The sequence below is a fragment of the Thalassococcus profundi genome (assembly GCF_003344785.1).
Classification (GTDB): Bacteria; Pseudomonadota; Alphaproteobacteria; order Rhodobacterales; family Rhodobacteraceae; genus Puniceibacterium; species Puniceibacterium profundi.
Window position 1 is genome coordinate 145,947 of the sequence record NZ_QPMK01000007.1, and the last position, 24,887, is coordinate 170,833.

26 protein-coding genes are annotated in these 24,887 nt (G+C 65.7%); 13 read left to right on the forward strand and 13 right to left on the reverse strand.

Annotated features, from left to right (window positions below; translation table 11 throughout):
* Positions 1–13: 13 nt before the first annotated feature.
* On the forward strand, positions 14–190 hold the full coding sequence (locus tag DU478_RS11675; RefSeq protein WP_114511144.1) for a YdcH family protein: 177 nt from the start codon (positions 14–16) through the stop codon (positions 188–190).
* 48 nt (positions 191–238) lie between these two features.
* Here DU478_RS11675 and DU478_RS11680 read toward each other — a convergent pair whose 3' ends face one another.
* The 6 genes from DU478_RS11680 to DU478_RS11705 all read right to left on the reverse strand — a co-directional run bounded on the left by DU478_RS11680 (position 239) and on the right by DU478_RS11705 (position 5,711).
* Positions 239–844, reverse strand: a complete 606-nt coding sequence (locus DU478_RS11680; RefSeq protein WP_114511145.1) for an alpha/beta hydrolase — start codon at positions 842–844, stop codon at positions 239–241.
* A complete protein-coding gene (locus DU478_RS11685) occupies positions 837–1,769 on the reverse strand; it encodes a VOC family protein (protein WP_114511146.1) in 933 nt (310 codons plus the stop codon). Before DU478_RS11685 ends, DU478_RS11680 begins: the two co-directional genes overlap by 8 nt.
* A 152-nt stretch (positions 1,770–1,921) precedes the next feature.
* Entirely contained in the window at positions 1,922–2,644 is a 723-nt protein-coding gene (phbB, locus tag DU478_RS11690; RefSeq protein ID WP_114511147.1) for an acetoacetyl-CoA reductase, read from the reverse strand.
* Positions 2,645–2,715: 71 nt separating this feature from the next.
* Positions 2,716–3,546, reverse strand: a complete 831-nt coding sequence (locus tag DU478_RS11695; RefSeq protein WP_114511148.1) for a patatin-like phospholipase family protein — start codon at positions 3,544–3,546, stop codon at positions 2,716–2,718.
* A gap of 43 nt (positions 3,547–3,589) precedes the next feature.
* On the reverse strand, positions 3,590–4,765 hold the full coding sequence (locus DU478_RS11700; protein ID WP_114511149.1) for an acetyl-CoA C-acetyltransferase: 1,176 nt from the start codon (positions 4,763–4,765) through the stop codon (positions 3,590–3,592).
* Positions 4,766–4,886: 121 nt separating this feature from the next.
* Positions 4,887–5,711, reverse strand: coding sequence for an EAL domain-containing protein (locus tag DU478_RS11705; RefSeq protein WP_114511150.1), 825 nt, complete (start codon positions 5,709–5,711; stop codon positions 4,887–4,889).
* A 241-nt stretch (positions 5,712–5,952) separates the two neighbouring features.
* Here DU478_RS11705 and rpsD point away from each other — a divergent pair, with 241 nt between their 5' ends.
* Positions 5,953–6,573: a 30S ribosomal protein S4 gene (gene rpsD / locus DU478_RS11710; protein ID WP_114511151.1), complete on the forward strand. Its 621-nt coding sequence runs from the start codon at positions 5,953–5,955 to the stop codon at positions 6,571–6,573.
* A 191-nt stretch (positions 6,574–6,764) separates the two neighbouring features.
* Here rpsD and DU478_RS11715 read toward each other — a convergent pair whose 3' ends face one another.
* Complete coding sequence (locus tag DU478_RS11715; RefSeq protein WP_233501208.1) at positions 6,765–7,016, reverse strand: DUF1127 domain-containing protein; 252 nt, start codon at positions 7,014–7,016, stop codon at positions 6,765–6,767.
* A 211-nt stretch (positions 7,017–7,227) separates the two neighbouring features.
* On the opposite strand from DU478_RS11715, the gene DU478_RS11720 reads away from it, so the two are divergent.
* From DU478_RS11720 to preA, 3 genes are read left to right on the forward strand one after another with little or no spacing between them, the layout of a single operon-like run.
* Complete coding sequence (locus DU478_RS11720; protein WP_114511152.1) at positions 7,228–8,550, forward strand: NAD(P)-dependent oxidoreductase; 1,323 nt, start codon at positions 7,228–7,230, stop codon at positions 8,548–8,550.
* A complete protein-coding gene (locus DU478_RS11725; RefSeq protein ID WP_114511153.1) occupies positions 8,547–9,032 on the forward strand; it encodes a GFA family protein in 486 nt (161 codons plus the stop codon). The genes DU478_RS11720 and DU478_RS11725 overlap by 4 nt, the downstream gene beginning before the upstream one ends.
* Position 9,033: 1 nt before the next feature.
* Positions 9,034–10,341, forward strand: coding sequence for an NAD-dependent dihydropyrimidine dehydrogenase subunit PreA (gene preA / locus DU478_RS11730; RefSeq protein ID WP_114511154.1), 1,308 nt, complete (start codon positions 9,034–9,036; stop codon positions 10,339–10,341).
* A 302-nt stretch (positions 10,342–10,643) separates the two neighbouring features.
* On the opposite strand, the gene DU478_RS11735 is transcribed toward preA, so the two are convergent.
* On the reverse strand, positions 10,644–11,273 hold the full coding sequence (locus DU478_RS11735; protein WP_114511155.1) for a TetR family transcriptional regulator C-terminal domain-containing protein: 630 nt from the start codon (positions 11,271–11,273) through the stop codon (positions 10,644–10,646).
* 200 nt (positions 11,274–11,473) lie between these two features.
* On the opposite strand from DU478_RS11735, the gene DU478_RS11740 reads away from it, so the two are divergent.
* The 8 genes from DU478_RS11740 (at position 11,474) to DU478_RS11770 (ending at position 18,673) form a co-directional block, all read left to right on the forward strand.
* Positions 11,474–12,724, forward strand: a complete 1,251-nt coding sequence (locus DU478_RS11740; protein ID WP_114511177.1) for a Zn-dependent hydrolase — start codon at positions 11,474–11,476, stop codon at positions 12,722–12,724.
* Complete coding sequence (locus DU478_RS11745) at positions 12,721–12,957, forward strand: hypothetical protein (protein ID WP_147276337.1); 237 nt, start codon at positions 12,721–12,723, stop codon at positions 12,955–12,957. Before DU478_RS11740 ends, DU478_RS11745 begins: the two co-directional genes overlap by 4 nt.
* 22 nt (positions 12,958–12,979) lie before the next feature.
* Entirely contained in the window at positions 12,980–14,434 is a 1,455-nt protein-coding gene (gene hydA / locus DU478_RS11750) for a dihydropyrimidinase (RefSeq protein ID WP_114511157.1), read from the forward strand.
* Positions 14,434–15,120 (forward strand): hypothetical protein, encoded by a 687-nt coding sequence (locus tag DU478_RS22680; RefSeq protein WP_158545771.1) that lies wholly within the window; start codon positions 14,434–14,436, stop codon positions 15,118–15,120. Before hydA ends, DU478_RS22680 begins: the two co-directional genes overlap by 1 nt.
* A complete protein-coding gene (locus tag DU478_RS11755; RefSeq protein WP_407703159.1) occupies positions 15,116–15,892 on the forward strand; it encodes an ABC transporter ATP-binding protein in 777 nt (258 codons plus the stop codon). The genes DU478_RS22680 and DU478_RS11755 overlap by 5 nt, the downstream gene beginning before the upstream one ends.
* A 66-nt stretch (positions 15,893–15,958) precedes the next feature.
* Positions 15,959–16,822, forward strand: a complete 864-nt coding sequence (locus tag DU478_RS11760; protein ID WP_114511159.1) for an ABC transporter permease — start codon at positions 15,959–15,961, stop codon at positions 16,820–16,822.
* A complete protein-coding gene (locus tag DU478_RS11765) occupies positions 16,819–17,655 on the forward strand; it encodes an ABC transporter permease (protein ID WP_114511160.1) in 837 nt (278 codons plus the stop codon). The genes DU478_RS11760 and DU478_RS11765 overlap by 4 nt, the downstream gene beginning before the upstream one ends.
* A 37-nt stretch (positions 17,656–17,692) precedes the next feature.
* Positions 17,693–18,673 carry an ABC transporter substrate-binding protein gene (locus tag DU478_RS11770; protein ID WP_114511161.1) on the forward strand — a complete coding sequence of 327 codons (981 nt, stop codon included), beginning with the start codon at positions 17,693–17,695 and terminating at the stop codon, positions 18,671–18,673.
* Between the two features lie 176 nt (positions 18,674–18,849).
* Here DU478_RS11770 and DU478_RS11775 read toward each other — a convergent pair whose 3' ends face one another.
* The 5 genes from DU478_RS11775 to DU478_RS11795 all read right to left on the reverse strand — a co-directional run.
* Positions 18,850–19,956, reverse strand: coding sequence for an amidohydrolase family protein (locus DU478_RS11775; RefSeq protein WP_114511162.1), 1,107 nt, complete (start codon positions 19,954–19,956; stop codon positions 18,850–18,852).
* A gap of 84 nt (positions 19,957–20,040) precedes the next feature.
* Entirely contained in the window at positions 20,041–21,249 is a 1,209-nt protein-coding gene (locus tag DU478_RS11780; RefSeq protein ID WP_114511163.1) for a winged helix-turn-helix domain-containing protein, read from the reverse strand.
* A 62-nt stretch (positions 21,250–21,311) separates the two neighbouring features.
* Entirely contained in the window at positions 21,312–22,337 is a 1,026-nt protein-coding gene (locus DU478_RS11785) for a LacI family DNA-binding transcriptional regulator (protein ID WP_233501209.1), read from the reverse strand.
* Between the two features lie 91 nt (positions 22,338–22,428).
* Complete coding sequence (locus DU478_RS11790; RefSeq protein WP_114511165.1) at positions 22,429–22,953, reverse strand: hypothetical protein; 525 nt, start codon at positions 22,951–22,953, stop codon at positions 22,429–22,431.
* A partial coding sequence (locus tag DU478_RS11795) for a YadA-like family protein (RefSeq protein ID WP_114511166.1) occupies positions 22,947–24,887 on the reverse strand: 1,941 nt, incomplete at its 5' end. The genes DU478_RS11795 and DU478_RS11790, both read right to left, overlap by 7 nt.

The window sequence follows — 24,887 nt, forward strand, 5'->3', positions numbered from 1 at the left end:
ATAGGAGGTCCACATGAGCTTGAGTTCGCACCTGCAGGAACTGAAGAGAAAGCATCAATCCCTTTCGACCGAGGTCGAACAGGCGCAGCGCGCGCCGGGAGTGGACGATCTGCACGTCGCCGAACTGAAGAAGCAAAAGCTGCGCATCAAGGAAGAGATCACGCGCCTGTCGGCGCAGACGATGCACTGATGCGACCCGGCCCGGCGCCTTTCCGGCCCGGGCCAAACAGGCGCAGTTTCAGGACATTTCCGACAGGAAATCCCTGAGGGCGTCGATCTCTGCGGGCGCGATATCGTGCCCGCCCGGATGCCAGACATCCTGCACATCCGCCCCCTGCGCTTTCAGATAGTCCACGAAATCCTGCGTCAGCTGCGGCGGGCAGATCGGATCGCGCCGGCCTGCGGTGATCAGCACACGGGCCGACGACAAGCCCGGCTGCGGTTCGGGCCGCCAGGGAATCAGCGGATGCAGCAGGGCGAGATCGGTGAAAAGCTCCGGGCGCACCAGCGCCACCGAGGCGGAGATATTGGCGCCGTTGGAATAGCCGAGCGCAATCACCCGCGCCGCCCCCGTCCGCGCCTTCGCCTCGGCGACGAACGCCGCCATGGCCGCCGTGCGGCGGGCAAGGTCCTCCATGTCGTAGACGCCCTCGCCGGTGCGGCGGAAATACCGGTTCATGCCGTTCTCGGACACGTCCCCGCGCGGAGAGATCACATGCGCGCCTGGCACCAGGCTCGACGCCGCGTCATGGAACTGCCGCTCGTCGCCGCCGGTGCCGTGGAAGGTCAGCACCAGGGGCGCGCCCTCGGCGCCCCTGGTCTCGGCCGTGACGTAGTCAGTCATGGATCGGCTCCAGCCCGCCGTTTTCCAGACGCGGTCGCAGGTGTTCGTGCTGGCTCGGCAGTTTCAGCGCCTCGCCCAGATGCGCGGTGTCCTCGTCCCGGTCGAAGCCGGGCTCGTTGGTCGCGACCTCGAAGAGCACGCCGCCGGGGCTGCGGAAATAGATCGCCCAGAAATAGTCCCGGTCGATCACGGGCGTGACTTGGTAGCCCGTGTCGGTCAGCGCCTTCCGCACCGCCAGCTGCTTTTCCCGGTTGTCGACGGAAAAGGCGATGTGGTGCACCGACCCCGCGCCCTGGTCAGACCGGGGTGCCTCGACCTGCACGAGGTCGATTACGTTAGCCTCGTTGCCGTCCGGCACATGAAACCGGGTCACACCCTCTGCGCGGTCCAGTTCCTCGTAGCCCATGAAGCGCAGCAGCTCGGCGCTACCGCCGGTGTCGCGCAGCCGCATGTCGGCGGAGTGGAAGCCGCGGATCGCCTGGTCCGCGCCGACACCGTTGCCGGTCCAGGGGGCGCGGCCGTCGTCCCCGGTCTCAACCAGGGCAAAGCCGTCGCCGTCCGGCCCGGCAAAGCGCAGGCGTTTCTCGCCGAACCGCGTCTCGGTCTCGAGCCCGGTGACGCCGTGCTTGCCCAAGCGCTCCTGCCAGAAGGTCAGGCTGCCCTTCGGCACCGAAAAGGCGGTGGTGCCGACTTCTCCGGTGCCCTTGCGGCCCGGCGCGGCATTGGGAAAGGGAAAGTAGGTCATGACGGTGCCGGGGGTGCCGACCTCGTCGCCGTAATAGAGGTGATACACATCCGGCGCGTCGAAATTTACGGTCTTCTTGACCCGGCGCAAACCCAGCGTCTTGGTGAAGAAATCGTTGTTGCTTTGCGCACCGCTCGCCAGAGACGTGACATGGTGCAGCCCGTTGATGTCCTTGATCATGGTGTCCTCCTGTTCATTGCACCGAATATAGTCGCGCGGATTTGCAAGGAAACTGTCAGCGCCGCGCCGATATTGTGCAGCCGCGCACGAAAACGCCCCGGGTGGACCGGGGCGTTTGTAAGCGAGGACGCCCGCAAGGGCGGAAGAGCCGGTCAGACGAAGAACTGCGCGCCGTTGGCCGAGATGGTCGAGCCGTTGATGAACCCGGCGTCGTCCGAGGCCAGGAACGCCACGCAGCGCGCGATCTCATCCGGTTCGCCCAGGCGGCCTGCGGGGATCTGGCCGATGATCGACTCGCGCACCTTTTCCGGCACGGCCATCACCATCTCGGTGGCGATGTAGCCCGGGCAGACCGCGTTGGCGGTGATCCCGGCGCGCGCGCCTTCCTGGGCCAGCGATTTCACGATGCCGAGGTCGCCCGCCTTCGTCGCCGCGTAATTGACCTGCGCGAACTGCCCCTTCTGACCGTTGATCGAGCTGATCACGATGATCCGACCGAACTTGCGTTCGCGCATGCCGGGCCAGACCGGGTGCACGGTGTTGAAGACGCCGGTCAGGTTGGTGTCGATCACCTCTTTCCACTGCTCGGGCGTCATTTTATGGAACGGCGCGTCGCGGGTAATGCCGGCATTGGCCACCACCACGTCGATGGGGCCTAGATCCGCCTCGACCTTGGCGATGCCCTCCTTGCTCGACTCGTAGTCGGCGACGTTCCACTTGTAGGTCTTGATGCCCGTGGCCTCGGTGAACTTGGCCGCGGCCTCGTCGTTGCCGGCGTAGGTGGCGGCGACCTCGTAACCCTCCGCTTTCAGCGCTTTCGAAATGGCTTCGCCGATTCCGCGGCTCCCCCCGGTGACGAGTGCAACTCTTGCCATGATATCCTCCGTTTTCAGGCGTCTTGGGTAAATTCGTTATCTTTTCGAGAGTTGATGCGCAACAATATTACTCAACCATTGCGCAAATATCTTTCCGCATCGCGGGCCCCCAGGTCCCAGGTGTCGCGCAGTTTCTGCGGATCGGTAAAGTCGATCTTGTCCGCAGGCGTTTCCTTGCCGGGCGAGACGTAGATGCGGCCCGGTGTGTCCGGGATCCGCTTGTACTCCCGCGTGAGCAGGATCACCGTCTGGCCCTCGTCGGGGTCGGGCATCGGCGCCTGGTCGGCCATGCCGCCGTCCACCACGCGGCGCCCGTTCCAGAGCGGCGGTTCGAACACCGGCGGTATGACGGCGGCCGCGTTGATGAGATCCACCAGCTGCCCCTCGCGCGCCGCCTGGTTGGCGTCTACCAGATGCGCGGTCAGACCCATCTTTTCGGCCCATCCGAAATGCGGCGCGTTCATCACATTGAGCTCTGCCTCGTAGGCCGCGGCCAGCGCGGTGCCGGTCAGGGTCGGCGCACCGGTGTCGGGCGGATGCGCGATCAGGATCTGGAACTGCGGGCCGTCGGCGACCCTCGCCGTCGCGGCCTCGTCCATCACCGTCGCCACCACGTCGCAATAGATGCGCTGATGCGGCGTGATACCATCCTCGTCGGCGTCGAAGAGGTCCATATTGGTGTCGCGTTTCTCGAACCGGCTGCACATCTCGTCCAGCAGCGCCTGTCCCTTGCCGGCCAGCCACGCGGCCCCGGCCAGCGCACCGCCGCTGACGCCGGTGACGCGCTTCGGGCGCCAGGTCCGGTCCTGGCCCAGCCGGGTCAGGAAGCCGCCCTGCCAGAAGCAGCGCAGGCCGCCGCCGGAAAAGACGATCTGGTCGGGATTCTGAGGAAGTCGGGTCATGGGATGGGGAAACGGGCCCCGAAGGGCCCGTTCCGATCCGCTTTTACGTGCGTTCGACGCACATGGCGACGCCCATGCCGCCGCCGATGCAAAGGGTTGCGAGGCCCTTCTTGGCGTCGCGGCGCTTCATCTCGAAGAGCAGCGTGTTCAGAACCCGCGCGCCCGATGCGCCGATCGGGTGGCCGATGGCGATGGCGCCGCCGTTGACGTTCACGATGGCCGGATCCCAGCCCATGTCCTGGTTCACGGCGCAGGCCTGCGCGGCAAAGGCTTCGTTGGCTTCGACAAGGTCAAGGTCCTCGGGCTTCCACCCGGCCTTTTCCAGCGCCTTGCGGCTCGCGTGGATCGGGCCGACGCCCATGATGGCCGGATCGAGGCCCGCGGTGGCGTAGGAGACGATGCGCGCCAGCGGCTCGATGCCGCGCTTCTCGGCATTCTCGGCGCTCATCAGCAGGACGCCCGCGGCGCCGTCGTTGAGCCCGCTCGCGTTGGCGGCGGTCACCGATCCGTCCTTGGTGAAGGCGGGGCGCAGCTTCTGCATGCCTTCGAGCGTCGCGCCGTGGCGGATGTATTCGTCCTTGTCGACGACGATGTCGCCCTTGCGGGTCTTGACGGTGAAGGGGATGACCTCGTCATCGAACTTGCCGGCCTTCTGCGCGGCCTCGGCCTTGTTCTGGCTGGCGACGGCGAACTCGTCCTGCATCTCGCGGCTGATCTGCCACTTTTCGGCGACGTTCTCGGCGGTCTGGCCCATGTGATAGCCGTTGAAGGCGTCCCAGAGACCGTCGCGGATCATCGTGTCGATATACTTCATGTCGCCCATCTTGTGCCCGGCGCGCAGGTGCGCGGCATGGGGCGACAGCGTCATGTTCTCCTGACCGCCGGCGCAGATGATGTCGGCATCGCCCAGCTGGATGTGCTGCGCGCCAAGCGCCACGGCGCGCAGGCCCGAGCCGCAGACCTGGTTGATGCCCCAGGCGGCGGATTCCTGCGGCAGACCAGCGTTGATATGCGCCTGCCGCGCCGGGTTCTGGCCCTGGGCGGCGGTCAGGACCTGACCCAGGATCGTCTCGTTCACCTCGGATTTCTCGATCCCGGCGCGGGCCACGAGCGCTTCGAGCACGGCGGCGCCGAGGTCATGCGCGGGGGTGTTGGCGAATGAGCCGCTAAAGCTGCCAACGGCCGTGCGGGCGGCGGATGCGATTACAACATTGGTCATTATGGTCCTCCAGACTATGCCTTTATCCCGAGCATGATCGCCGCTGACGCGACTCACAACCCCCGGGGGTTGCCTGGCAGTGATAAAGGATGAAACGGCCCGCGGCTACCGGGCGCGCGGGTCAGGCGCTGCGCGCGTCGCCGGCGCTGTCCTGCCAGGGCGGCTGTACTGTCGGCGCGCCGAAATAGTAGCCCTGCATGCAGTCCACCCCAAGGCCGGCCAGGTAGGCGGCATCGGAGGCGTTTTCGACGAATTCCGCGACGGTGAACATGTCGAACTGTTGTGCGATGGACAGCAGCGCGGCGGTGATCACCTGGTTGTCGGGATCGCATGCGATGCCGCGGATGAACTGACCGTCGATCTTGAGGATGTCGAAGTGAAAGTCCTTGAAATGGCGGAAGGCCGTGTAGCCGGCGCCGAAGTCGTCCAGCGCGAAGGACACGCCGCGCGCCTGCACATCCTGCATGAAGCTTGCCACGAGGTCCGGCACCAGCATGGCGGAGCTTTCGGTGATTTCCAGGATCAGCCGTTCCGCCACGGTCGGATCGCGGTCGAGCCCGCGTGACAGGATGCGCCGCCACTTGCGGTATCCGATTGAGCGCGCCGACATGTTGACCGAAAGCCGCAGCCAGGGCACGCGGGCAAGGGCGCCCAGCCCCTTGTCGAGCGCGATGCAGTCCAGCAGGCGGCCGGTTTCGGTCTCTTCGACCGTGGCGATGAATTCCTTGGCGGGGATGATCCGCCCGGTGTCGTCCATGACGCGAATCAGCGCCTCGTGAAAGGCGACCCGGTCCGGCCGCGCCGACTGGACCACGGGCTGGTAGGCCATCAACACCTGCCGATGGCGGATCGCCTCCGTGACCATGGCGATCGTGTTGCGGTCGCGCGTGTCCACCGCTGCGGACAGTGCATCGGCCGGCCCGATCTGGACTCTGCGGTCTGTCATGAGTCTGTGTCCTTCGCCATCCCGGCGCCACAATCGCCCACAGGGCTTAAGGGCGGGTTTACGCGGGCCCGTCTGCAGCGTCGCGCGCGCAGGCGAACAGAGGCCGTTGACACCGGCGCCGACCTGCCGTATCCGGCGCGCTCATTGGTGTTGGTGGCCCCCGCAAGGGGATGCCTGTCGACCTGGCGACATCCAGGGAGAGGACAACGCCCTTCGAAACCTGAACGAAGGAGATCAGACGGTGACCAAACGCACCTCTGCCAAGTACAAACTCGACCGCCGGATGGGCGAAAACATCTGGGGTCGTCCGAAATCCCCGGTCAACCGCCGCGAATACGGCCCCGGCCAGCACGGCCAGCGCCGGAAGGGCAAGCTGTCGGACTTCGGTCTGCAGCTGCGTGCCAAGCAGAAGCTCAAGGGCCATTACGGCGACCTGACCGAAAAGCAGTTTCGCCGCATCTTTGCCGAGGCCGAGCGTCTGCGCGGCGACACCGGCGAGCTTCTCATCGGCCTGCTCGAGCGCCGCCTCGACGCCGTGGTCTACCGCGCGAAATTCGTGCCGACCGTCTTTGCCGCGCGCCAGTTCGTCAACCACGGCCACGTCCTGGTCAACGGCAAGCGCGTCAACATCCCGTCCTACCGTGTGAAGGAAGGCGACGTGATCGAGGTCCGCGAGAAGTCCAAGCAACTGGTGTCGGTGCTCGAAGCCGTGCAACTGCCCGAGCGCGACGTGCCCGATTACCTCGAGGTCGACCACTCCAAGATGACCGCGACCTTCGTGCGCATGCCGGGTCTGTCGGACGTGCCCTTCGCGGTGCAGATGGAACCGAACCTCGTCATCGAATTCTACGCCCAGAACTAAGGTTCGGGCAGCCCACCAAGAACGACAAAGGCCGCGTCTCGAGGGACGCGGCCTTTTTTGTCAGTGCCAGCCCGGACCATTCTTCCCGCACTCTCTTCGGAGCGGACCCTGGGGCCGGACAGCTAACCGCCCTCGTCGCACGGAGGCGAGAGGGCGGTCTGATTTCTGTGTGTATGGCGACCGGCGTGGTCTCAGACGTAGAACAGGTCTCGGAAGACGTGACGCGCGATGTCTTCGCGCTTTTTGATGCCGCGCTCGGCGAGTTGCGCGTCGCTCAAGGTGTTCAGGTGTTCGATCGCTTTCACCCGGCTGTTGGTCTCGGCCAGCAGGACGAAGAAGCGGCCGACAGAGCGCAGCGCCGCCATCGGAGCGGAGATGATCGTCTGGGTCCAGCCGCGTGCCGGAGCATCGGAATATGCCGTGTGTGTGCTGATATCTGCCATCGTTTCAATCCTTTGATCTTCGGGGCTCATGTCTGCCCTCCCTTGCCGATCAAGGTATGCTGCACCTGCAGCATAGACCGCCGACAGCTCGGAATAGCCGGGCTTCGCCACATGCATGGCTGACCGTTTGCAAACCACCTAAATTTTACCAGTTGATAAAAAAATTATCCTGTGACAGCTTTTCCGTGACAACAGAGACGGGAGTTGCCGGATGGATGCAAAAGCCTTGGCCGAGGGCGTGATCGCGGGACGGCTCAATGCCGACGAGCTGGCGGCCGGATTCACCGACCTGCACGCGCCCCTGACGGACCACGAGGCGGTGGTGGCGGCGGATCGCTGCTATTTCTGCCATGACGCGCCCTGCATCACCGCCTGTCCAACTGACATCGACATTCCGCTCTTCATCCGGCAGATCGCCACCGGCACGCCGGATGCTGCGGCCAAGACGATCCTGAGCCAGAACATCCTGGGCGGGATGTGCGCGCGGGTCTGCCCGACGGAGACGCTCTGCGAAGAGTCCTGCGTGCGCGAGATGGCCGAGGGCAAGCCGGTCGAGATCGGGCGCCTGCAGCGCTATGCCACCGACGGGCTGATGGCCAAGGGCGTGCATCCGTTCCGCCGCGCAGATCCGACGGGCCGCAAGATCGCCGTGGTGGGGGCGGGGCCAGCGGGCCTGGCCTGTGCGCACCGGCTGGCGATGAAGGGTCACGACGTGGTGGTCTTCGATGCCCGCGAAAAACCTGGCGGCCTCAACGAATACGGCATCGCCGCCTACAAATCGACCGAGGATTTCGCGGCGCGCGAGGTCGACTGGCTGATGCAGATCGGTGGCATCCAGATGCAGACCGGCAAGGCCGTGGGTCGCGACATCACGCTGGAGGAGTTGCGCGCCGACCATGACGCGGTGTTCCTCGGCATCGGCCTGGGCGGCGTGAACGCGCTTTCGGCGCCGGGGGCGGAGAAGGACGGCGTGCTGGACGCGGTGGGCTTCATCGCCGACCTGCGCCAGACGCCGGACCTGAGTGCCCTGCCGGTGGGCCGTGACGTGGTGGTGATCGGCGGCGGCATGACGGCGGTGGACGCGGCGGTGCAGTCGAAGCTGCTGGGTGCGCTCAACGTCACCATCGTCTACCGCCGCGGCCGCGCCCGGATGAACGCCAGCCGCTACGAACAGGAGCTGGCCGCGTCGAAGGGCGTGCGGATCATCTGCAACGCCTCGCCGGTGGCGGTGCATGGCAACGGATCGGTGCGCGAGATCGAGTTCGAATACACCGACGACGCGCTTCAACCCACCGGCCAGACCTTTCGGCTGGCCGCCGACCAGGTCTTCAAGGCCATCGGTCAGAGCCTGACCGGCGCCGACCTGCCTGACCTTGCCGGCGGCAAGATCGCGGTGACGGGGGCCGGGCGCACCTCGCTCGACGGGGTCTGGGCCGGGGGCGACTGTGCGGCGGGCGGCGAAGACCTGACCGTGACCGCCGTGGCCCAAGGGCGCGACGCGGCGGAGGACATACACGCAGCGCTGGCCACATGAGCGAGGCCGTGTACCCGCGCCATGCTCTGTCCGCAGAGGGCGGCTGCCGCTGCGGCGGGTTGCGGTTCCGCATCACGGGCCAGCCGATGATGACCTCGGCCTGCCATTGCGCGGGCTGCAAGCGGATGACCGGTGCGCCCTTTTCCACAACGCTGATCGTGCCCGCCGACGGCTTCGAGGTGACGAAAGGACAGACGCAGCTGGGCGGCTTGCGCGGGCCGGACCTGCATCACCATCACTGCCCGGACTGCCTGAGCTGGGTTTTCACCCGTGTCGCGGGCGTCGACGCCATCGTGAATGTCCGCGCGGTTCTGCTGGACGACGCCCGCGGCTTCGTGCCCTTCATCGAAACCTGCACATCCGAGAAACTGCCCTGGGTCGCGACCCCGGCAGAGCACAGCTTTGAGACCATGCCGCCGGTCGAGGTTTACCAGGACCTGCTGGCGGACTATGCGGCACATCTGTCGCCCGAGGAGGATTGAAATGGCCGATCTGACCACCGACTTTGTGGGCATCAAGAGCCCCAACCCGTTCTGGCTGGCCTCGGCGCCGCCCACGGACAAGGAATACAACGTCCGCCGCGCCTTTGAGGCAGGGTGGGGCGGCGTGGTCTGGAAGACCCTCGGCGAGGCCGGCCCGCCCATCGTCAACGTCAACGGCCCGCGCTACGGCGCGATCTGGGGCGCCGACCGCCGCCTGCTGGGGCTCAACAACATCGAACTGATCACCGACCGCCCGCTCGAGGTGAACCTGCGCGAGATCAAGGCGGTCAAGCGCGACTATCCCGACCGTGCCATGGTGGTGTCGCTGATGGTGCCCTGCGAGGAAGAGGCGTGGAAGGCGATCCTGCCGCTGGTCGAGGAAACCGGCGCCGACGGGGTCGAGCTCAACTTCGGCTGCCCGCACGGAATGTCCGAACGCGGCATGGGGTCGGCGGTGGGGCAAGTGCCCGAGTACATCGAGATGGTGACGCGCTGGGTGAAGCAAAACACCCGGATGCCCTGCATCGTGAAGCTTACGCCCAACATCACCGACATCAAGAAACCCGCCGCGGCGGCGTTGGCCGGTGGTGCCGATGCGGTGTCGCTGATCAACACGATCAACTCGATCACGAGCGTGGATCTGGACCTCTTCGCACCCGAGCCGACCATCGACGGCAAGGGTGCGCATGGCGGCTATTGCGGCCCGGCGGTGAAGCCCATCGCGCTCAACATGGTGGCCGAGATCGCCCGAACGCCCGAATTGGCGCATCTGCCGATCAGCGGCATCGGCGGCGTCACCACCTGGCGCGACGCGGCGGAGTTCATGGCGCTGGGCGCGGGCAACGTGCAGGTCTGCACCGCGGCGATGACCTACGGCTTCAAGATCGTGCAGGAGATGATTTCGGGCCTGTCGGACTACATGGACAAGAAGGGCATGGCCGCGACATCCGAACTGGTGGGCCGCGCCGTGCCGAATCTGAGCGACTGGCAGCATCTGAACCTCAACTACGTGGCCAAGGCGCGGATCAACCAGGACCTCTGCATTTCCTGCGGCCGCTGTTTCGCCGCCTGCGAGGACACCTCGCACCAGGCGATCTCGATGTCGCCGGAGCGGGTGTTCGAGGTCAAGGACGACGAATGTGTGGCCTGCAACCTGTGCGTCAACGTCTGCCCGGTCGAGGACTGCATCACCATGGAGCAGATGCCCGCCGGGGCGGTGGACCCGCGCACCGGGCGCAAGGTCGCGGCGGAGTATGCCAACTGGACGACGCATCCGAACAATCCCGGTGCGGTGAAGGCGGCGGAGTAGGGGGGACCCGGCCCGCTTGCTGCCGGGCGATGTCAGGTCTGTTTCACCGCCCGGAGTCAAGGCCGCTCGCGGCCGCCGGGCAGCGGCAGCCAGCCCGTCGCATCGAAGGTGCGCCACCCAACAACTGCTCGCCTCTGGCAAGACGGGCTGCCGCTTTGGCTGGGTCTGGTGTTGAGCATCGTGGTCGTCCGGATGGTGCAAGTAAAAAGCGCAGAGCGGAGAGGTCGGAGCGGCATCCCGCTGGCTGCCGGGCGACCTCGGGCCAGGTGCCTGGTTCCGAGATACGGCCGCTCGTTTGAGGCTCAGGGCGTGAGAACCTTTCGGAACATCTGTTCCACATGCCGCGTCGCGCCGTCCCTGGCGCGGGCCTCGTCCGGCATCAGCACGCAGACCTGCGCGTCGAAATCGGCGTAGTGCTGGGTCATCGCCCAGATCGAGAATATCAGGTGCCCGGGGTCCATCGGCGCCAGCCGGCCCGCGTCCATCCAGCCCTGGATCAGCGCGCATTTCTCGTCGAACAGGGGTTTCAGCCCGGCACTCAGGTGTGGCCCCATGCGCGGCGCGCCCTGGATGATCTCTCCGGCAAACAAACGGCTTTCGCGCGGATAGGCCTGGCTCATCTCCATCTTGCGGCGGATGTAGCCCAGCAACTCCTCCAGCGGATCGCCGTCCGGGTCGAGATCGGTCAGCGGCGCCAGCCATTCGGCCATCAGCGCGTTCAGAAGCTCCACATGGATCGCTTCCTTGCCGTCGAAGTAATAAAGGATGTTGGGCTTGGACAGGCCCGACGCCTCGGCGATCTGGTCCAGCGTGGCACCGCGGAATCCGTGCTGCGAAAAGACGTCCAGCGCCGCGTCGAGGATGATGCGGCGATTGCGCAGTTGTATGCGGCTGGGCTTTTTCGGTATCGTTTCGGAAGCGGGTTGCGGCATCGGCCTCTCCGGTCTTGATGCCGCGGCGGGCAGGAAATGAGCGGCACCTTGCGATTGCATACTTGGCCCAATGTCAAACCTTGACAGTCTCGGGAGGCGTTGCAATCGTGCCTTGACCAAATGGTAAAAAACAAGCGCCGCGGGCGCAACAGATAACACCGCGACCGCGACTTCTGCAGGGGGATGGCATGGCAGCACGGGTGGCAGCACAGGGCGAAAACCTGCGCATCGACGGCGACCGGCTGTGGGACAGCCTGATGGAGATGGCCAGGATCGGCCCAGGCGTCGCGGGCGGCAACAACCGCCAGACCCTGACCGATGCCGATGCCGAGGGCCGCGCACTGTTCCAGGGCTGGTGCGAGGCGGCGGGCTGCACCATGGGGCTCGACACCATGGGCAACATGTTCGCGACCCGTCCCGGCACCGACCCCGAGGCGCACCCGGTCTACGTGGGCAGCCATCTCGACACCCAGCCAACGGGCGGCAAGTACGACGGCGTGCTGGGCGTGCTGGGCGGGCTCGAGATCATCCGCACTCTCAATGACCTGGGGATCGAGACCAAACACCCGATCGTGGTCACCAACTGGACCAACGAGGAGGGCACGCGGTTCGCCCCCGCGATGCTGTCGTCGGGGGTTTTTGCTGGTGTTCACCAGCAGGACTGGGCCGAGGACCGCACCGATGCCAAGGGCCTGCGCTTCGGTGACGAGCTGGACCGCATCGGCTGGCGCGGCGAGGAACCGGTGGGCGCGCGGAAGATGCACGCGTTTTTCGAACTGCACATCGAACAGGGCCCGATCCTAGAAGCCGAAGGCAAGCAGATCGGCGTCGTCACCCACGGCCAAGGTCTGAGCTGGACGCAGGTGACGATCATCGGCAAGGACAGTCACACCGGGTCCACTCCGATGCCGATGCGCCGCAATGCGGGTCTGGGCATGGCACGGGTGCTGGAAAAGGTCGACGAGATCGCCTGGTCGCACAAACCCCACGCGGTGGGCGCGGCGGGTCATATCGACGTCTACCCGAATTCGCGCAACGTGATCCCGGGAAAGGTCGTCTTCACCGTCGATTTCCGTTCGCCCGATCTGAGCGTGATCCAGGATATGGAGGCGCGTCTGCGCAGCGACGGCCAGAAGATCGCCGACGACATGGGGCTCGAGATCGCCTTTGAAAAGGTCGGCGGTTTCGATCCCGTGGCCTTCGACGAAGGCTGCGTCGCCGCCGTGCGCGCGGCGGCAGAACGGCTGGGCTACAGCCACATGGACATCATCTCGGGCGCCGGGCACGATGCCTGCTGGATCAACCAGGTGGCGCCCACGGCCATGGTCATGTGCCCCTGCGTCGACGGTCTCAGCCACAACGAGGCCGAGGAGATTTCACGGGAATGGGCCACGGCAGGGGCGGATGTGCTGCTGCATGCGGTGGTCGAGACGGCGGAGATCGCCTCGTGAGGATCGCTTTGGCGCTGGTCCTGCTGCTGGCGGGGTGCGGCGGGTTCAATCTCGGGCGCGGCGGCGGCAATTCCGACGGTTTGCAGCCCGACGGGTCGATGGTGGTGACCGATGCCGTGGGTGCCAAGCTGGTGGTCGATGCCAACGGCTGCCAGTCCGTGGTGCCCGCCAGCGGCGGCCCGGCGGAACCGGTGCTGAGCGCCGATGGCGCGCCGGTTTGCCTGGCGCAATAAAACGAACGACAGGGAGACAGCCATGACCAAAGTCATCAAGAACGGCACCATCGTCACCGCCGACCTGACCTACAAAGCCGACGTGCTGATCGACGGCGGCAAGATCGTCGAGATCGGGCCGGACCTCACGGGCGACGAGGTGCTGGACGCCACCGGCTGCTACGTCATGCCGGGCGGGATCGACCCGCATGTGCATCTCGAGATGCCGTTCATGGGCACCTATTCCAGCGATGATTTCGAAAGCGGCACGCGCGCCGCACTGGCTGGCGGGACCACGATGGTGGTGGACTTCTGCCTGCCCAGCCCCGGTCAGGGTCTGCTCGACGGACTGCAGATGTGGGACAACAAATCGACCCGCGCCGCCTGCGACTATTCCTTTCACATGGCGATCACCTGGTGGAGCGAGCAGGTCTTCAACGAGATGGAACAGGTCGTCAAGGAACGCGGCATCAACACCTTCAAGCATTTCCTCGCCTACAAGGGCGCGCTGATGGTGAACGACGACGAGCTCTTCGCCTCGTTCAACCGCTGCGCCGAACTGGGCGCGATCCCGCTGGTTCATGCCGAAAACGGCGACGTGGTGGCGGAGCTTTCGACCAAGCTGCTGGCGCAGGGCAACACCGGCCCCGAGGCGCATGCCTATTCCCGGCCTACACAAGTGGAGGGCGAGGCTACGAACCGCGCGATCATGCTCGCCGACATGGCCGGCGTGCCATTGTATGTCGTCCACACCTCCTGCGAAGAGGCGCACGAAGCCATTCGCCGCGCCCGCCAGCAGGGCAAGCGGGTCTGGGGCGAGCCGCTGATCCAGCACCTGACGCTGGACGAGAGCGAGTATTTCAACGCCGATTGGGACCACGCCGCGCGCCGGGTGATGTCGCCGCCCTTCCGCAACAAGCAGCACCAGGACAGCCTTTGGGCCGGCCTGCAGTCGGGATCGCTGTCCGTGGTGGCCACGGATCACTGCGCCTTCACCACCGACCAGAAACGCTTTGGCGTGGGCGATTTCACCAAGATCCCCAACGGCACCGGCGGGCTCGAGGACCGCATCCCGATGCTCTGGACCTATGGTGTGGGGACCGGCCGGCTGACGCCGCAGGAATTCGTCGCCGTGACCTCGACCAACATCGCCAAGATCCTCAACGTCTATCCGAAGAAGGGCGCGATCCTGGTGGGGGCGGATGCGGATATCGTCGTGCTGGACCCGGAGAAGGAAAAGACCATCACCGCCAGCAAGCAGCAGTCGGCCATCGACTACAACGTCTTCGAGGGCAAGCATGTCAAGGGCCTGCCGCGCTTCACCCTGACCCGTGGTCAGGTGGCGGTGCGCGACGGCGAGATGCACCACGAGGTCGGCCACGGCCAGTTCGTCAAGCGCGAGCCCTCAGGTCCGGTCAGCAAGGCGTTGTCGTCCTGGAAGGAACTCACCGCGCCGCGCCCCGTGGAGCGGACGGGCATCCCGGCGACGGGGGTGTGATGCTCACGTTTGGTCCTGCCGAGACTTTTCAAGAGAAAGCAGAGAGCTATGCTTCGATCGGTTTGTACTTGGCTGAAGTCTCGAATTTAGATTTTGAAATCGACCAGTTCATTGCAGAAGTTGCAAGAAAGCACCCAGAGCTTTCCAGATCGCGAAGTAAGCGATTTCCAAAGAAATGGCGTCATAAGATTGCGTTCTGCGTGGAAATTATTGAGGTTATTCCAGATCTGCGTAGAATTCCAATCTACTCGGATGGTTATCTTTCCATGGATTATTTAAGTTACGCCGTTGATGAAATTTTTTATGTAAGAAACTTGGTTGCACATGGCTCCATTGATGTAGTGCGTAATCACCTTGGAGTTAAAAGTTGGACTGCATCAAAGGCTACATTCGTTCGAGATGCAGATAATGCAGAATGTTATAGTGTTTCAAGATATAGGTTCTCAGAACACTATCTTGAGGAGCTTTTCCATAGATCGGTAGCATTGAGAAAGTACTTCTTTGCTTTACGCCGATTTCTCGAGGCAGGTGAAAATTGGGAGTCTCGATACCAGGAAGATAAGCAAATTCGCGAAAATAGAAAATTTATAATCGAGATATTGGGAGGCAACGCACCGGATTGGTTGTTTGTTGAGGGCGACCTAACTGCTCGGATGACTTTTCAAGAGAAGGTGTCTGGCAATTAATGTGATATATGCAAAAAGTCTCGATCTCACCTTCGAGACCAACGACGGCCCGGTGCACGCGCTGCGGGACGTGAACCTCGAGGTCGGCAAGGGCGATTTCGTCAGTTTCATCGGCCCCTCGGGCTGCGGCAAGACCACCTTCCTGCGGGTCATGGCGGACCTGGAACAGCCGACCGCCGGGACGGTGACGGTCAACGGGGTCAGCCCGGAAGAGGCGCGCAGGGCGCGGGCCTATGGTTATGTTTTCCAGGCGGCGGGGCTTTATCCGTGGCGCACCATCGGCGGCAATATCCGCCTTCCACTCGAGATCATGGGCTATTCCAAGGCCGATCAAGACACGCGGGTGAAGCGTGTTCTCGACCTGGTGGAGCTCTCCGGCTTCGAGAAGAAATTTCCCTGGCAGCTCTCGGGTGGGATGCAGCAGCGGGCGAGCATCGCGCGGGCGCTGGCCTTCGACGCGGACATCCTGCTGATGGACGAACCCTTTGGCGCGCTGGACGAGATCGTGCGCGATCACCTCAACGAGCAGCTTCTGGCGTTGTGGAGACGAACGGAAAAGACAATCTGTTTCGTCACCCATTCGATCCCCGAGGCGGTTTATCTGTCGACTCGGATCGTGGTGATGTCGCCGCGTCCGGGGCGGATCACCGACGTGATCGAAAGCCCGCTGCCCAGGGAGCGGCCCCTCGACATCCGCGACACGCCGGAATTCCTCGAGGTCGCGCATCGGGTGCGCGAGGGTTTGCGCGCGGGGCATGCCTATGAGGAATGATCGGGCGGCGGCGCGTGGGGCGGCGTCGGAGATGAGTTTATTCGGCAAGATGAAGGGGGTGGGCCGGTGCGCCAGAGCCTGATCCCCGTCCTTACCATCGTCGCCGCGATCTTTGCGATCTGGTACGCGGCGGCAATCTGGCTCAATGCGCCCTGGGCACGGGACGTGGCGGCGCGCGGGGATCAGGAATTGAGCGTCACCGAACTGGTGGCCGCGACGTGGAGCCAGGAGAAACCGAAGCTGCCCGCGCCGCACCAGGTGGCGGTCGAGCTCTACGACACGGTGATCGACAAGAAGGTCACGTCGAAACGCAGCCTCGTCTACCACAGCTGGATCACGCTGAGCGCTACCCTGCTGGGCTTTGCCCTGGGCACGGCGCTGGGCTTCGCGCTGGCCATCGGGATCGTCTACAACCGGGTGATGGACAAGAGCGTCATGCCCTGGGTCATCGCCAGCCAGACCGTGCCGATCCTGGCCATCGCGCCGATGATCATCGTGGTGCTCAATGCCATGGGCCTGTCGGGACTGCTGCCCAAGGCGATGATCTCCATGTACCTGTCGTTCTTTCCGGTGGTGGTGGGCATGGTCAAGGGTCTGCGGTCGCCCGACGCGATGCAGCTGGACCAGATGCGCACCTGGAATGCCGGCGCCGCGCAGGAATTCCTCAAGCTGCGGCTGCCCTCGTCGATGCCCTATCTCTTCACCTCGATGAAGATCGCCATGGCGGCATCGCTTGTCGGCGCCATCGTCGGCGAATTGCCCACTGGCGCCGTCGCGGGGCTGGGCGCGCGGCTGCTGGCGGGAAGTTATTACGGACAGACCATCCAGATCTGGTCGGCGTTGATCATGGCGGCGGTGCTGGCGGCGGTGATGGTGGGCACCATCGGCGCAGTGCAGCGGCTTGTGCTGAAGCGGATGGGCATGGCATGAGCTGGATCCTGGCAGGGCTGCTGATCTGGGCCGCGGGCTGGGCGCTCAACATCTGGCTTGCCCGGCAGGGGCGGGGCGGGCTGCTGATCCCGGTGACCTTCGGTCTCACGCTTCTGGCGCTTTGGGAATGCGCGGTGCGCGGCTTCGACATCAGCCCGGTACTGCTGCCGGCGCCCAGCGACATCGCCGCGCGCTTTGCCGCCTCGACCGGCCTCCTGTGGGAGGATTTCGTCCAGACCGCGATCAAGGGCGCGCTGACCGGCTACGTCCTCGGCGGCCTCGCCGCCTTCGCCGTGGCGCTGGCCGCGGACCGGTTCGATTTCCTCCGCCGTGGCCTTTTGCCGGTGGGCAACTTCGTTGCCGCCCTGCCGATCATCGGGCTCGCCCCGATCATGGTCATGTGGTTCGGCTTCGACTGGCAGTCCAAGGCCGCCATCGTCGTGGTCATGGTGTTCTTTCCGATCCTCGTGAACACGGTCGAGGGCCTGCAGGCCGCAAGTGCAATGCAGCGCGACCTGATGCGCACCTATGCGGCGAGCTACTGGACGACGCTGCTGAAATTGCGGCTGCCGGCGGCGATGCCCTTCATCTTCAACGGGCTGAAGATCGCCACGACGCTGGCGCTGATCGGGGCCATCGTTGCCGAATTTTTCGGCTCTCCGATCCGCGGCATGGGGTTTCGCATCTCGACCTCGGTGGGTCAGCTTGCGCTCGATCTCGTCTGGGCTGAAATCGTCGTTGCCGCGATCGCCGGATCGGCCTTCTATGGGGGTGTTGCACTGCTCGAGAAGGCGGTGACGTTCTGGCACCCGTCGCAACGGGGGCGGGGCTGACAGATAACCAAAAAGACAACCAACAAGGGAGACTACAATGACACTGAAGACATTGGCCGCCGTGGGGACGGCACTGGGCCTGACGGCAGGGATGGCGCAGGCCGCCGACGACCTGACGCTGCAGCTCAAATGGGTGACGCAGGCGCAGTTCGCGGGATACTACGTGGCCGCCGACAAGGGGTTCTATGAAGAAGAGGACCTCAACGTCACGATCAAGCCGGGTGGCCCCGACATCGCGCCCGTGCAGGTGCTGCTGGGCGGCGGTGCCGACGTGATGGTCGACTGGCTGCCCTCGGCGCTGGCCGCGCGCGAAAAGGGCGCGCCCATCGTCAACATCGCGCAGCCCTTCGCCAGCTCGGGCCTGATGCTGACCTGCCTCAAGGAGCACGGCATCGAATCGCCAGAGGATTTCCCGGGCCATACCCTCGGCACATGGTTCTTCGGCAACGAGATCCCGCTGTTTTCATGGATGGGCAAGCTGGGGATCCCGACCGACGGATCCGAGGGCGGCGTGACGATCCAGAAGATCAACTTCAACGTCGATCCGCTGCTGCAAAAGCAGGTCGAGTGCGCGACCACCATGACCTACAACGAATACTGGCAGGTGATTGACGCGGGCCTGACGCCCGAGGACCTGGTGGTATTCAAATACGAGGACGAGGGCATCTCCACTCTCGAGGACGGGCTCTACACCACCGAAGAGAACCTCGCGGACCCCGAGATGGTCGACAAGCTCGTGCGCTTTGTCCGCGCCTCGATGAAAGGCTGGAAATATGCCGAGGAAAACCCCGACGAGGCGGCGGAAATCGTGCTCGAGAACGATTCGACCGGGGCGCAGACGGAAAAGCACCAGAAGCGGATGATGGGCGAGATCGCCAAGCTCACCGCGGGGTCCGACGGCACGCTCGACGAAGCGGCGTTTCAGCGGTCGGCCGAGATCACCATGGAAGGCGGCATGATCACCGAGATGCCCGAAGGTGCCTATACGCATGAAATCACCGACCAGGCACTGAACTGATCGTCCGAGACGGAACGAATAAAGGGGGCGGCCCGGGCCGCCCCCTTTCGCTATGGAAATGAATTTCGGTCTGCGGGGACAGGAATACCGAAAGGCCGAAATCAGCCGACCCTGCTGCGCTCACTCGCAGGGGCTGGTTACCGTTCGGGTATGACAGGATGGTGACGGCGCGGATTTTATTCCGCGGCGATGGCGATATCTCGGTGCAGGCCCAGAAATCGCTGCGCCGCTTCGCCCGCAAGGTAGGTGATGCGCCCGCCGCAGATCGTCGCCTCGACCGTCCGGGTCTCAGCGTTGATCACCGTCAGGTCGGCGCGGCGCCCGTAGTCGATGACACCGCGATCCGCGAGGCGCAGAATCTCGGCCGGGCGTTGCGAAATCAGCGCCCAGGCGCGCGGCAGGTCGAGCACACCGCTGTCGGAGAGGCGGAACGCGGCGGCGGCCAGCCCGTGCAGCGTGCCGTCCGACACCAGCGCGTCGCACAGACCGGCGCGCACCAGGTCGGCGGCCAAGCCGGTGTCCATCAAACCGGGCGGCTGCAGCAGGGCAGAGGCGGGCAGGGCCACGGGGTCGCCCACGGCGCGCGCAAGGGCCGCCGCGCTGCGCTTGCGCGGCGCAACGCAGAGCTTGGCGCCGATCATCGAAAAGGTCTCGCGGGTTTCGCCGTCTGGGTCGCCGTGACTGCCATAGACCGTGCCCAGCGTGTCGAAGGCTTCGGCCAGGCGGCACAGGTAGCGCGGCACCGAGCGGGCCTGCTGCGCCGCCGTATTGGCGCGCTGGTGCGGTTCGGGGCCGCGCGTTTCGAGCGTGTTCTGGAACAGCACGCTGGCCAGCGCATGCCGCCGCGCCAGTGCAAGCAGCCGGTCGGCGGTATCGACCGTGTGGGTTTCGCACCGCAGTTGCACCTGCAGGCTGGTGAGCGCCCTTGGGCGGTAGGCCTCCAGCGCCGCCAGCATCGCCTCGGCAAAGGTCGGGCTGTGCAGCTCTCCGGCCCAGCTCCAGCCCTGGCTCAGGCAGGCGGTGGTGATGCCGTGGGCGGCGATCTCGCGGTCGGTGGCGGCCAGCGCGGTCTGCAGGTCGGGTCCGCCGGCGGCGCGCGGGCCGACCGGGGCGCCCATCAGGTCGATGATGCCGGGCAGGATCAGGTAACCGCTCAGGTCGACCTCGGGCAGCGGACCCTTGGAGATCAGCCCACGCCGTATCGCCACGGACCGCTGTTGCAGTGCGCCGTCGCGTAGAACCAGCGCGCCGGTGAGGCGCAGGGCGGCGTGGTGAAGGGACATGGACCTGCCTGTGGATAACCTCGCGGCACCCTAGGGGAAGAATGTATCATGCCAATGACATTGGAGAAATCCGCCCGGCCGCGGCTAGGGCAGGGCGTCCAGGCGCAGCCATCCCGGTGCCCAGGTAACGCTCTCAAGCCCGGCAAAGCGGCAGAGCCGCGCCAGTTCCGCCTCGAGACGCGCCTGCCGGGCGTCGGTCCAGCGCACGCGCGGTTCCGGCCAGAGCGCCGTCACGTTCAGCACACCGGCGCGGCGGTCGGCCTTCATGTCCACGCGGCCCACCAGCCGGTCGCCTTCGAGCAGCGGAAACACGTAATAGCCATAGCGGCGCTTCGGCGCGGGCACGAAGACCTCGATCCGGTAGTGGAACCCGAACAGCCGCTCGGCGCGCTTGCGGTCCCGCAGCGCCGGATCGAAGGGGCTGAGCACGCGCATCCGCTTGGGCGGTTCCGGTGCAGCCTCGGCGGCGGCGAGCACATCGGGGCGGGCCACCTGCCGCCGTGTGCCGTCGACACCGGCGACCTCCACCTCGATCAGCGCGCCCGAGGCGAGGCCGCGCCGCGTCCAGTCCTTCGCCTCGGCCGGCGTGGCGATGTCCCAGAACGCCGCCAGTTCGCCCGAGGTGGCAAAGCCCAGCCGGTCTAGCGCCGCGCCGCAGAGCCAGTCGAGCGTCGCCTGCGTGTCGGGCACGGGGGCCTCGGCGAAATCGGGAAAAACCCGTTCCGACAGGTCGTAGTACTTGCGGAAATTCTCTCGGTGGCAGATCGACAGGGTGCCCGCGCGCCAGAGGTATTCGAGCGCGGTCTTGGACGGATGCCAGTCCCACCAGCCGCCCGAGCCCTTGCGCTCGTCCGTGCCGACCTCGGCGGAACACACCGGGCCGTGGTCGCGGATGCGGTCCAGCACCGTCTCCATCCGGGCCTCGAACCCGTCACGGCTCCAGTTGCGGTAGGTCGCCCGCAGCTTTTCCGCATCCCGCGCGAATTTCACCTGCCAATGGGGGCGCAGAGACGTCGGGATGATCGCGGCGTCGTGGGTCCAGTGTTCGAACAGGCTGCGCTCCCGTTCCAGCGGCCGATCCAGGTAGGCGGGCCGGTAGCTTTGGCGCCGCGCGAACAGGATCATGTGATGCGCGCGTTCCAGCGTGTTGATGCTGTCCAGCTGCACGAACCCCAGCCGTTCGATCAGCCCGGTCAGCGCCGCCCCCTTCGCGGCGCCTGTCGGCGGTTCGCCAAGGGCGTGTCGGTCGAGAAACAGCCGCCGGGCGGCGCGATTGTCGAGACGGGGGATCATGCGGCGCAGCCTAGACCCTGCGACGCCCGGCGCAAGCGGTTGATGCAGGCCAGAGACCCGCCTTACCGCCGCTTCAGCGTGTCGCCGTAGCTGATGGTCGGCGTCATCTCGACCACCCGCTCGTATTCGGCCGCGGGGTCAAAGACACGCTGCGCGATGATCTGCGCGGCCTTTGTGCCGATCTCGTCGCGGCAGGCATCCATGGTGCAGAGCTGTCGGGGCAGGCCCTGCAACAGTTCGACCCCGTTGAACCCGGCGAGACCTACGCGCCCGGGCACGTCGATCCCGGCCTCGAGCAGGTATAGAAGCCCACCCGCGCCGATCATGTCGTTGGAGTAGTAGAGGAAATCCAGATCCTCGGTGCGCTCGAGCATCTCGCGGGTCATGTCGCGGCCCTTTTTGAGCGCCGAGCCGCCGGAATAGAATTCCTGATCCGCCATCTCGACACCGGACTTGGCCAGCAGTTCGGTGAACCCTTCGAAGCGTTTGCGCGCGCGGTGGTCGAGCGGCATCTTGGTGCCCATGAAGCCGATGCGCTGATATCCGGCCTTGAGGATCGCCTTGGCCATCTCGCGGCCCGCGCGGCGGTGCGAGATGCCGACCGCGGTGTCGATCGGCGTGCCGTCCACGTCCATGATCTCTACCACCGGGATGCCGCTGGCCTTGAGCATGGCGCGCGAAGCGTCGGTGTGCTCCAGCCCCGCGATGATCACGCCAGAGGGCCGCCAGGACAGCATCTCGTAAAGAACCCGCTCTTCCTTTTCGGGCAGGTAGTCGGTGACGCCGACCACCGGCTGCAACTCGGTTTCCTCGAGCACCCGGCTGATGCCGGTCATCACCTCGGGAAACACCATGTTGCGCAGGGACGGGATGATCACCGCCACGAGGTTCACCCGCTGGCTGGCCAGGGCGCCGGCGATCTTGTTGGGGACGTAGCCAAGCGCCTTGGCCGCTTCGAGCACCTTTTCACGGGTCCCGGCTGAAACGTCGCCGCGGTTGCGCAAGACGCGGCTGACGGTCATTTCGGACACGCCCGAGGCTTCGGAGACATCGCGCAGGGTGAGCGGGCGGGGGTCGTCTTGGGCCAATGGCGGCGTCCTCATGGGTGCAATACCAAGAGGTTATCGTAAAGCGTGGCCAGGGCACAAGGCACTGTGAAGGCCGCGCGCGGGAATGGCGTCAGTCGCCGGAACCGGAGGCCGGCGCCTCAGCGGGGGCAGGGGCGGGGCGCTCGATCGGGTCGAACTGGCCGACGGAGATATCGAGCAGCAGCCAGCGCCGGTTCTCGCGCACGAAGACCATGTCGAAACTGATGTGCTGCGGCGTCGTCGGGAAATATCCCGTGAGCCGCATCTGCGTATCGCCCGCCGTGGTCTGGGCGCTGAGGATTTCCGGTTCGGTCACCAGGATCGGCAGCATGTCGATCCCGGCTTCGCGCACCGGGGTGAAGAGCCCCGCAAGGCGCGTCGGATCGTTGGCCGCGGCGAAATCCGACGCGGAATAGTCGCGAAGAACGGTGTAATTGCCGGTCCAGTTGCCATGGTTCACCGCCGTCAGGACATCGCGGATCAGCGCTGTGGCAAAGCTGCGCTCGACCGTTGCGGCCTGCTGGGCCTGCGCCGGGACAAGCCCGGCGAAGGTGAGGAAAAGCGCCGCAATCAGGGATTGCGGCGCCTTCGAATTTACAAGATTTTTTATTACCATGCGTAGGTGACACCGATCCGACCGCCAACTTGCTGGCGATCAAACCCGTATGTGACACCGGCGTCAAGCTGCGTGTTCCCGTTGATCCGGTACCCCATGCTGACGGCCATGGCGCTGGAGCCTTCGAAGGCGCCCAGGCTGGACGACACGGCAAAGGTCTTGTCGGCCGGAACGTAGGGCGTCGACAGGGCCATCGCCATGGCGATACCTTCCTTGTTGGACTGGATGCGGTCGCGGTTCTCGCTGATCGCGTCCTCGTTCCGGCTGATCGCGGCCTGGTTCGCGGCGACGCCCCGGTCCAGAGCGCCCAGCGTGCCGGATGCACCGTAGTTCACCGCCAGGTTGCCGTCCGCGTCGGAGGTCACGAAGCCCACACCGCCGGTCTGGGCCGCTTCGCTTTCCGCCGATCCGATCCCCGCGAAGGTATAGGTGTTCTGGGCGTTGCCGACCGAGACCTGGTTCGCGCGGGTGGCCGTGGCGCCGTTGCCGATGGCCACGGAGTTGGCCGCGGTGGCCGAGGCGAGGTTGCCGAAGGACAGCGACCGGTTGCCCGATGCCGTTGCCCCCTCACCGACCGCCGTGGAGCGGATGCCCGTGGCGCTGGCAAGATGGCCAAAGGCCTGTGCCCGTTCCGCCGTGGCCATCGACTGCCAGCCGACCGCCGTGGCGCCCGGACCCATGGCCACCGACTCGCCGCCCAGGGCGGTGGTCGACGGACCTTCGGCGACGGAGGTGTCACCGAGGGCGATGGCGTCGATACCGTTGGCAATGGCTTCGTTGCCGATGGCGGTCGCGTTGTCCGACTGCGCATCGGCATTTTCACCCACGGCAAGGCTGCGGACCCCCTGCGCCGTGGCAAGGTGACCGAAAGCCTGTGCGCGCTCTGCGGTGGCAGCGGACTGCCAGCCGATGGCCGTGCTGCCCGGACCGTTGGTCACCGACTCGCCGCCGACGGAAGTGGTCGAGGGCCCGGTGGCCGAGGCGGTGTCGCCGATGGCGAGCGCGTCGGTGCCGTTGGCGATGGCCTCGTTGCCGATGGCGGTGGAGAGATCGCTTTGCGCGTCCGCGTTCTCACCGATGGCCATCGAGCGGACCCCCTGTGCCGTTGCGAGGTGCCCGAAGGCCTGCGCGCGCTCTGCTGTGGCAGCGGACTGCCAGCCGATGGCCGTGCTGCCCGGACCGTTGGTCACCGACTCGCCGCCCACGGAAGTGGTCGAGGGGCCGGTGGCCGAAGCGGTGTCGCCGATGGCCAGAGCATCGGTGCCGTTGGCGATGGCCTCGTTGCCGATGGCGGTCGACAGGTCGCTTTGSGCGTCCGCGTTCTCACCGATGGCGAGCGAGCGGACCCCCTGCGCGGTTGCGAGGTGACCGAAGGCCTGCGCGCGTTCGGCGGTGGCTGCGGACTGCCAGCCGATGGCCGTGCTGCCGGGGCCGTTCGTGACCGCTTCGCCGCCGATGGAGGTCGTCGACGGGCCGGTGGCCGAGGCGCCGGCGCCCATGGCGATGGCATCCGCCCCRTCGGTCGTGGCRCCCTGACCCTGGTCCGGCACGCCGTCGCCGTCRGYGTCGTTGTTGCCGCCGATGGCRATCGAGCCGATCCCGTTGGCCGTGCTGTCCTCGCCGATGGCGATGGCCTGCTCGCCGTTCGCAGTGGACTGGTGCCCAAGCGCGTTGGAGAACGGCGCTGCYGCATTGGCCTGCCAGCCAAGCGCGGTGGTGCCGGGSCCGTTCGCGACGGATTCGCCGCCAACCGCGGTTGTCGACGGCCCGGTGGCCACGGAGGTGTCGCCGATGGCCAGTGCATCGGTGCCGTTGGCGATGGCCTCGTTGCCGATGGCGGTGGAGAGGTCGCTCTGCGCGTCGGCGTTCTCACCCACGGCAAGGCTGCGTTCGCCCTGCGCCGTGGCGAGGTGGCCGAAGGCTTGCGCGCGCTC

What these genes read in the sequence shown, in the direction of transcription:
- DU478_RS11705 (WP_114511150.1), bottom strand. Translation starts at nt 5,711, where the DNA reads ATGACAGACCGCAGAGTCCAGATCGGGCCGGCCGATGCACTGTCCGCA.
- DU478_RS11685 (WP_114511146.1), bottom strand. Translation starts at nt 1,769, where the DNA reads ATGATCAAGGACATCAACGGGCTGCACCATGTCACGTCTCTGGCGAGC.
- DU478_RS11780 (WP_114511163.1), bottom strand. Translation starts at nt 21,249, where the DNA reads ATGATCCCCCGTCTCGACAATCGCGCCGCCCGGCGGCTGTTTCTCGAC.
- DU478_RS11725 (WP_114511153.1), top strand. Translation starts at nt 8,547, where the DNA reads ATGAGCGAGGCCGTGTACCCGCGCCATGCTCTGTCCGCAGAGGGCGGC.
- DU478_RS11695 (WP_114511148.1), bottom strand. Translation starts at nt 3,546, where the DNA reads ATGACCCGACTTCCTCAGAATCCCGACCAGATCGTCTTTTCCGGCGGC.
- DU478_RS11680 (WP_114511145.1), bottom strand. Translation starts at nt 844, where the DNA reads ATGACTGACTACGTCACGGCCGAGACCAGGGGCGCCGAGGGCGCGCCC.
- hydA (WP_114511157.1), top strand. Translation starts at nt 12,980, where the DNA reads ATGACCAAAGTCATCAAGAACGGCACCATCGTCACCGCCGACCTGACC.
- DU478_RS11765 (WP_114511160.1), top strand. Translation starts at nt 16,819, where the DNA reads ATGAGCTGGATCCTGGCAGGGCTGCTGATCTGGGCCGCGGGCTGGGCG.
- DU478_RS22680 (WP_158545771.1), top strand. Translation starts at nt 14,434, where the DNA reads ATGCTCACGTTTGGTCCTGCCGAGACTTTTCAAGAGAAAGCAGAGAGC.
- DU478_RS11790 (WP_114511165.1), bottom strand. Translation starts at nt 22,953, where the DNA reads ATGGTAATAAAAAATCTTGTAAATTCGAAGGCGCCGCAATCCCTGATT.
- DU478_RS11775 (WP_114511162.1), bottom strand. Translation starts at nt 19,956, where the DNA reads ATGTCCCTTCACCACGCCGCCCTGCGCCTCACCGGCGCGCTGGTTCTA.
- DU478_RS11715 (WP_233501208.1), bottom strand. Translation starts at nt 7,016, where the DNA reads ATGGCAGATATCAGCACACACACGGCATATTCCGATGCTCCGGCACGC.
- DU478_RS11675 (WP_114511144.1), top strand. Translation starts at nt 14, where the DNA reads ATGAGCTTGAGTTCGCACCTGCAGGAACTGAAGAGAAAGCATCAATCC.
- phbB (WP_114511147.1), bottom strand. Translation starts at nt 2,644, where the DNA reads ATGGCAAGAGTTGCACTCGTCACCGGGGGGAGCCGCGGAATCGGCGAA.
- DU478_RS11700 (WP_114511149.1), bottom strand. Translation starts at nt 4,765, where the DNA reads ATGACCAATGTTGTAATCGCATCCGCCGCCCGCACGGCCGTTGGCAGC.
- DU478_RS11720 (WP_114511152.1), top strand. Translation starts at nt 7,228, where the DNA reads ATGGATGCAAAAGCCTTGGCCGAGGGCGTGATCGCGGGACGGCTCAAT.
- DU478_RS11735 (WP_114511155.1), bottom strand. Translation starts at nt 11,273, where the DNA reads ATGCCGCAACCCGCTTCCGAAACGATACCGAAAAAGCCCAGCCGCATA.
- preA (WP_114511154.1), top strand. Translation starts at nt 9,034, where the DNA reads ATGGCCGATCTGACCACCGACTTTGTGGGCATCAAGAGCCCCAACCCG.
- DU478_RS11770 (WP_114511161.1), top strand. Translation starts at nt 17,693, where the DNA reads ATGACACTGAAGACATTGGCCGCCGTGGGGACGGCACTGGGCCTGACG.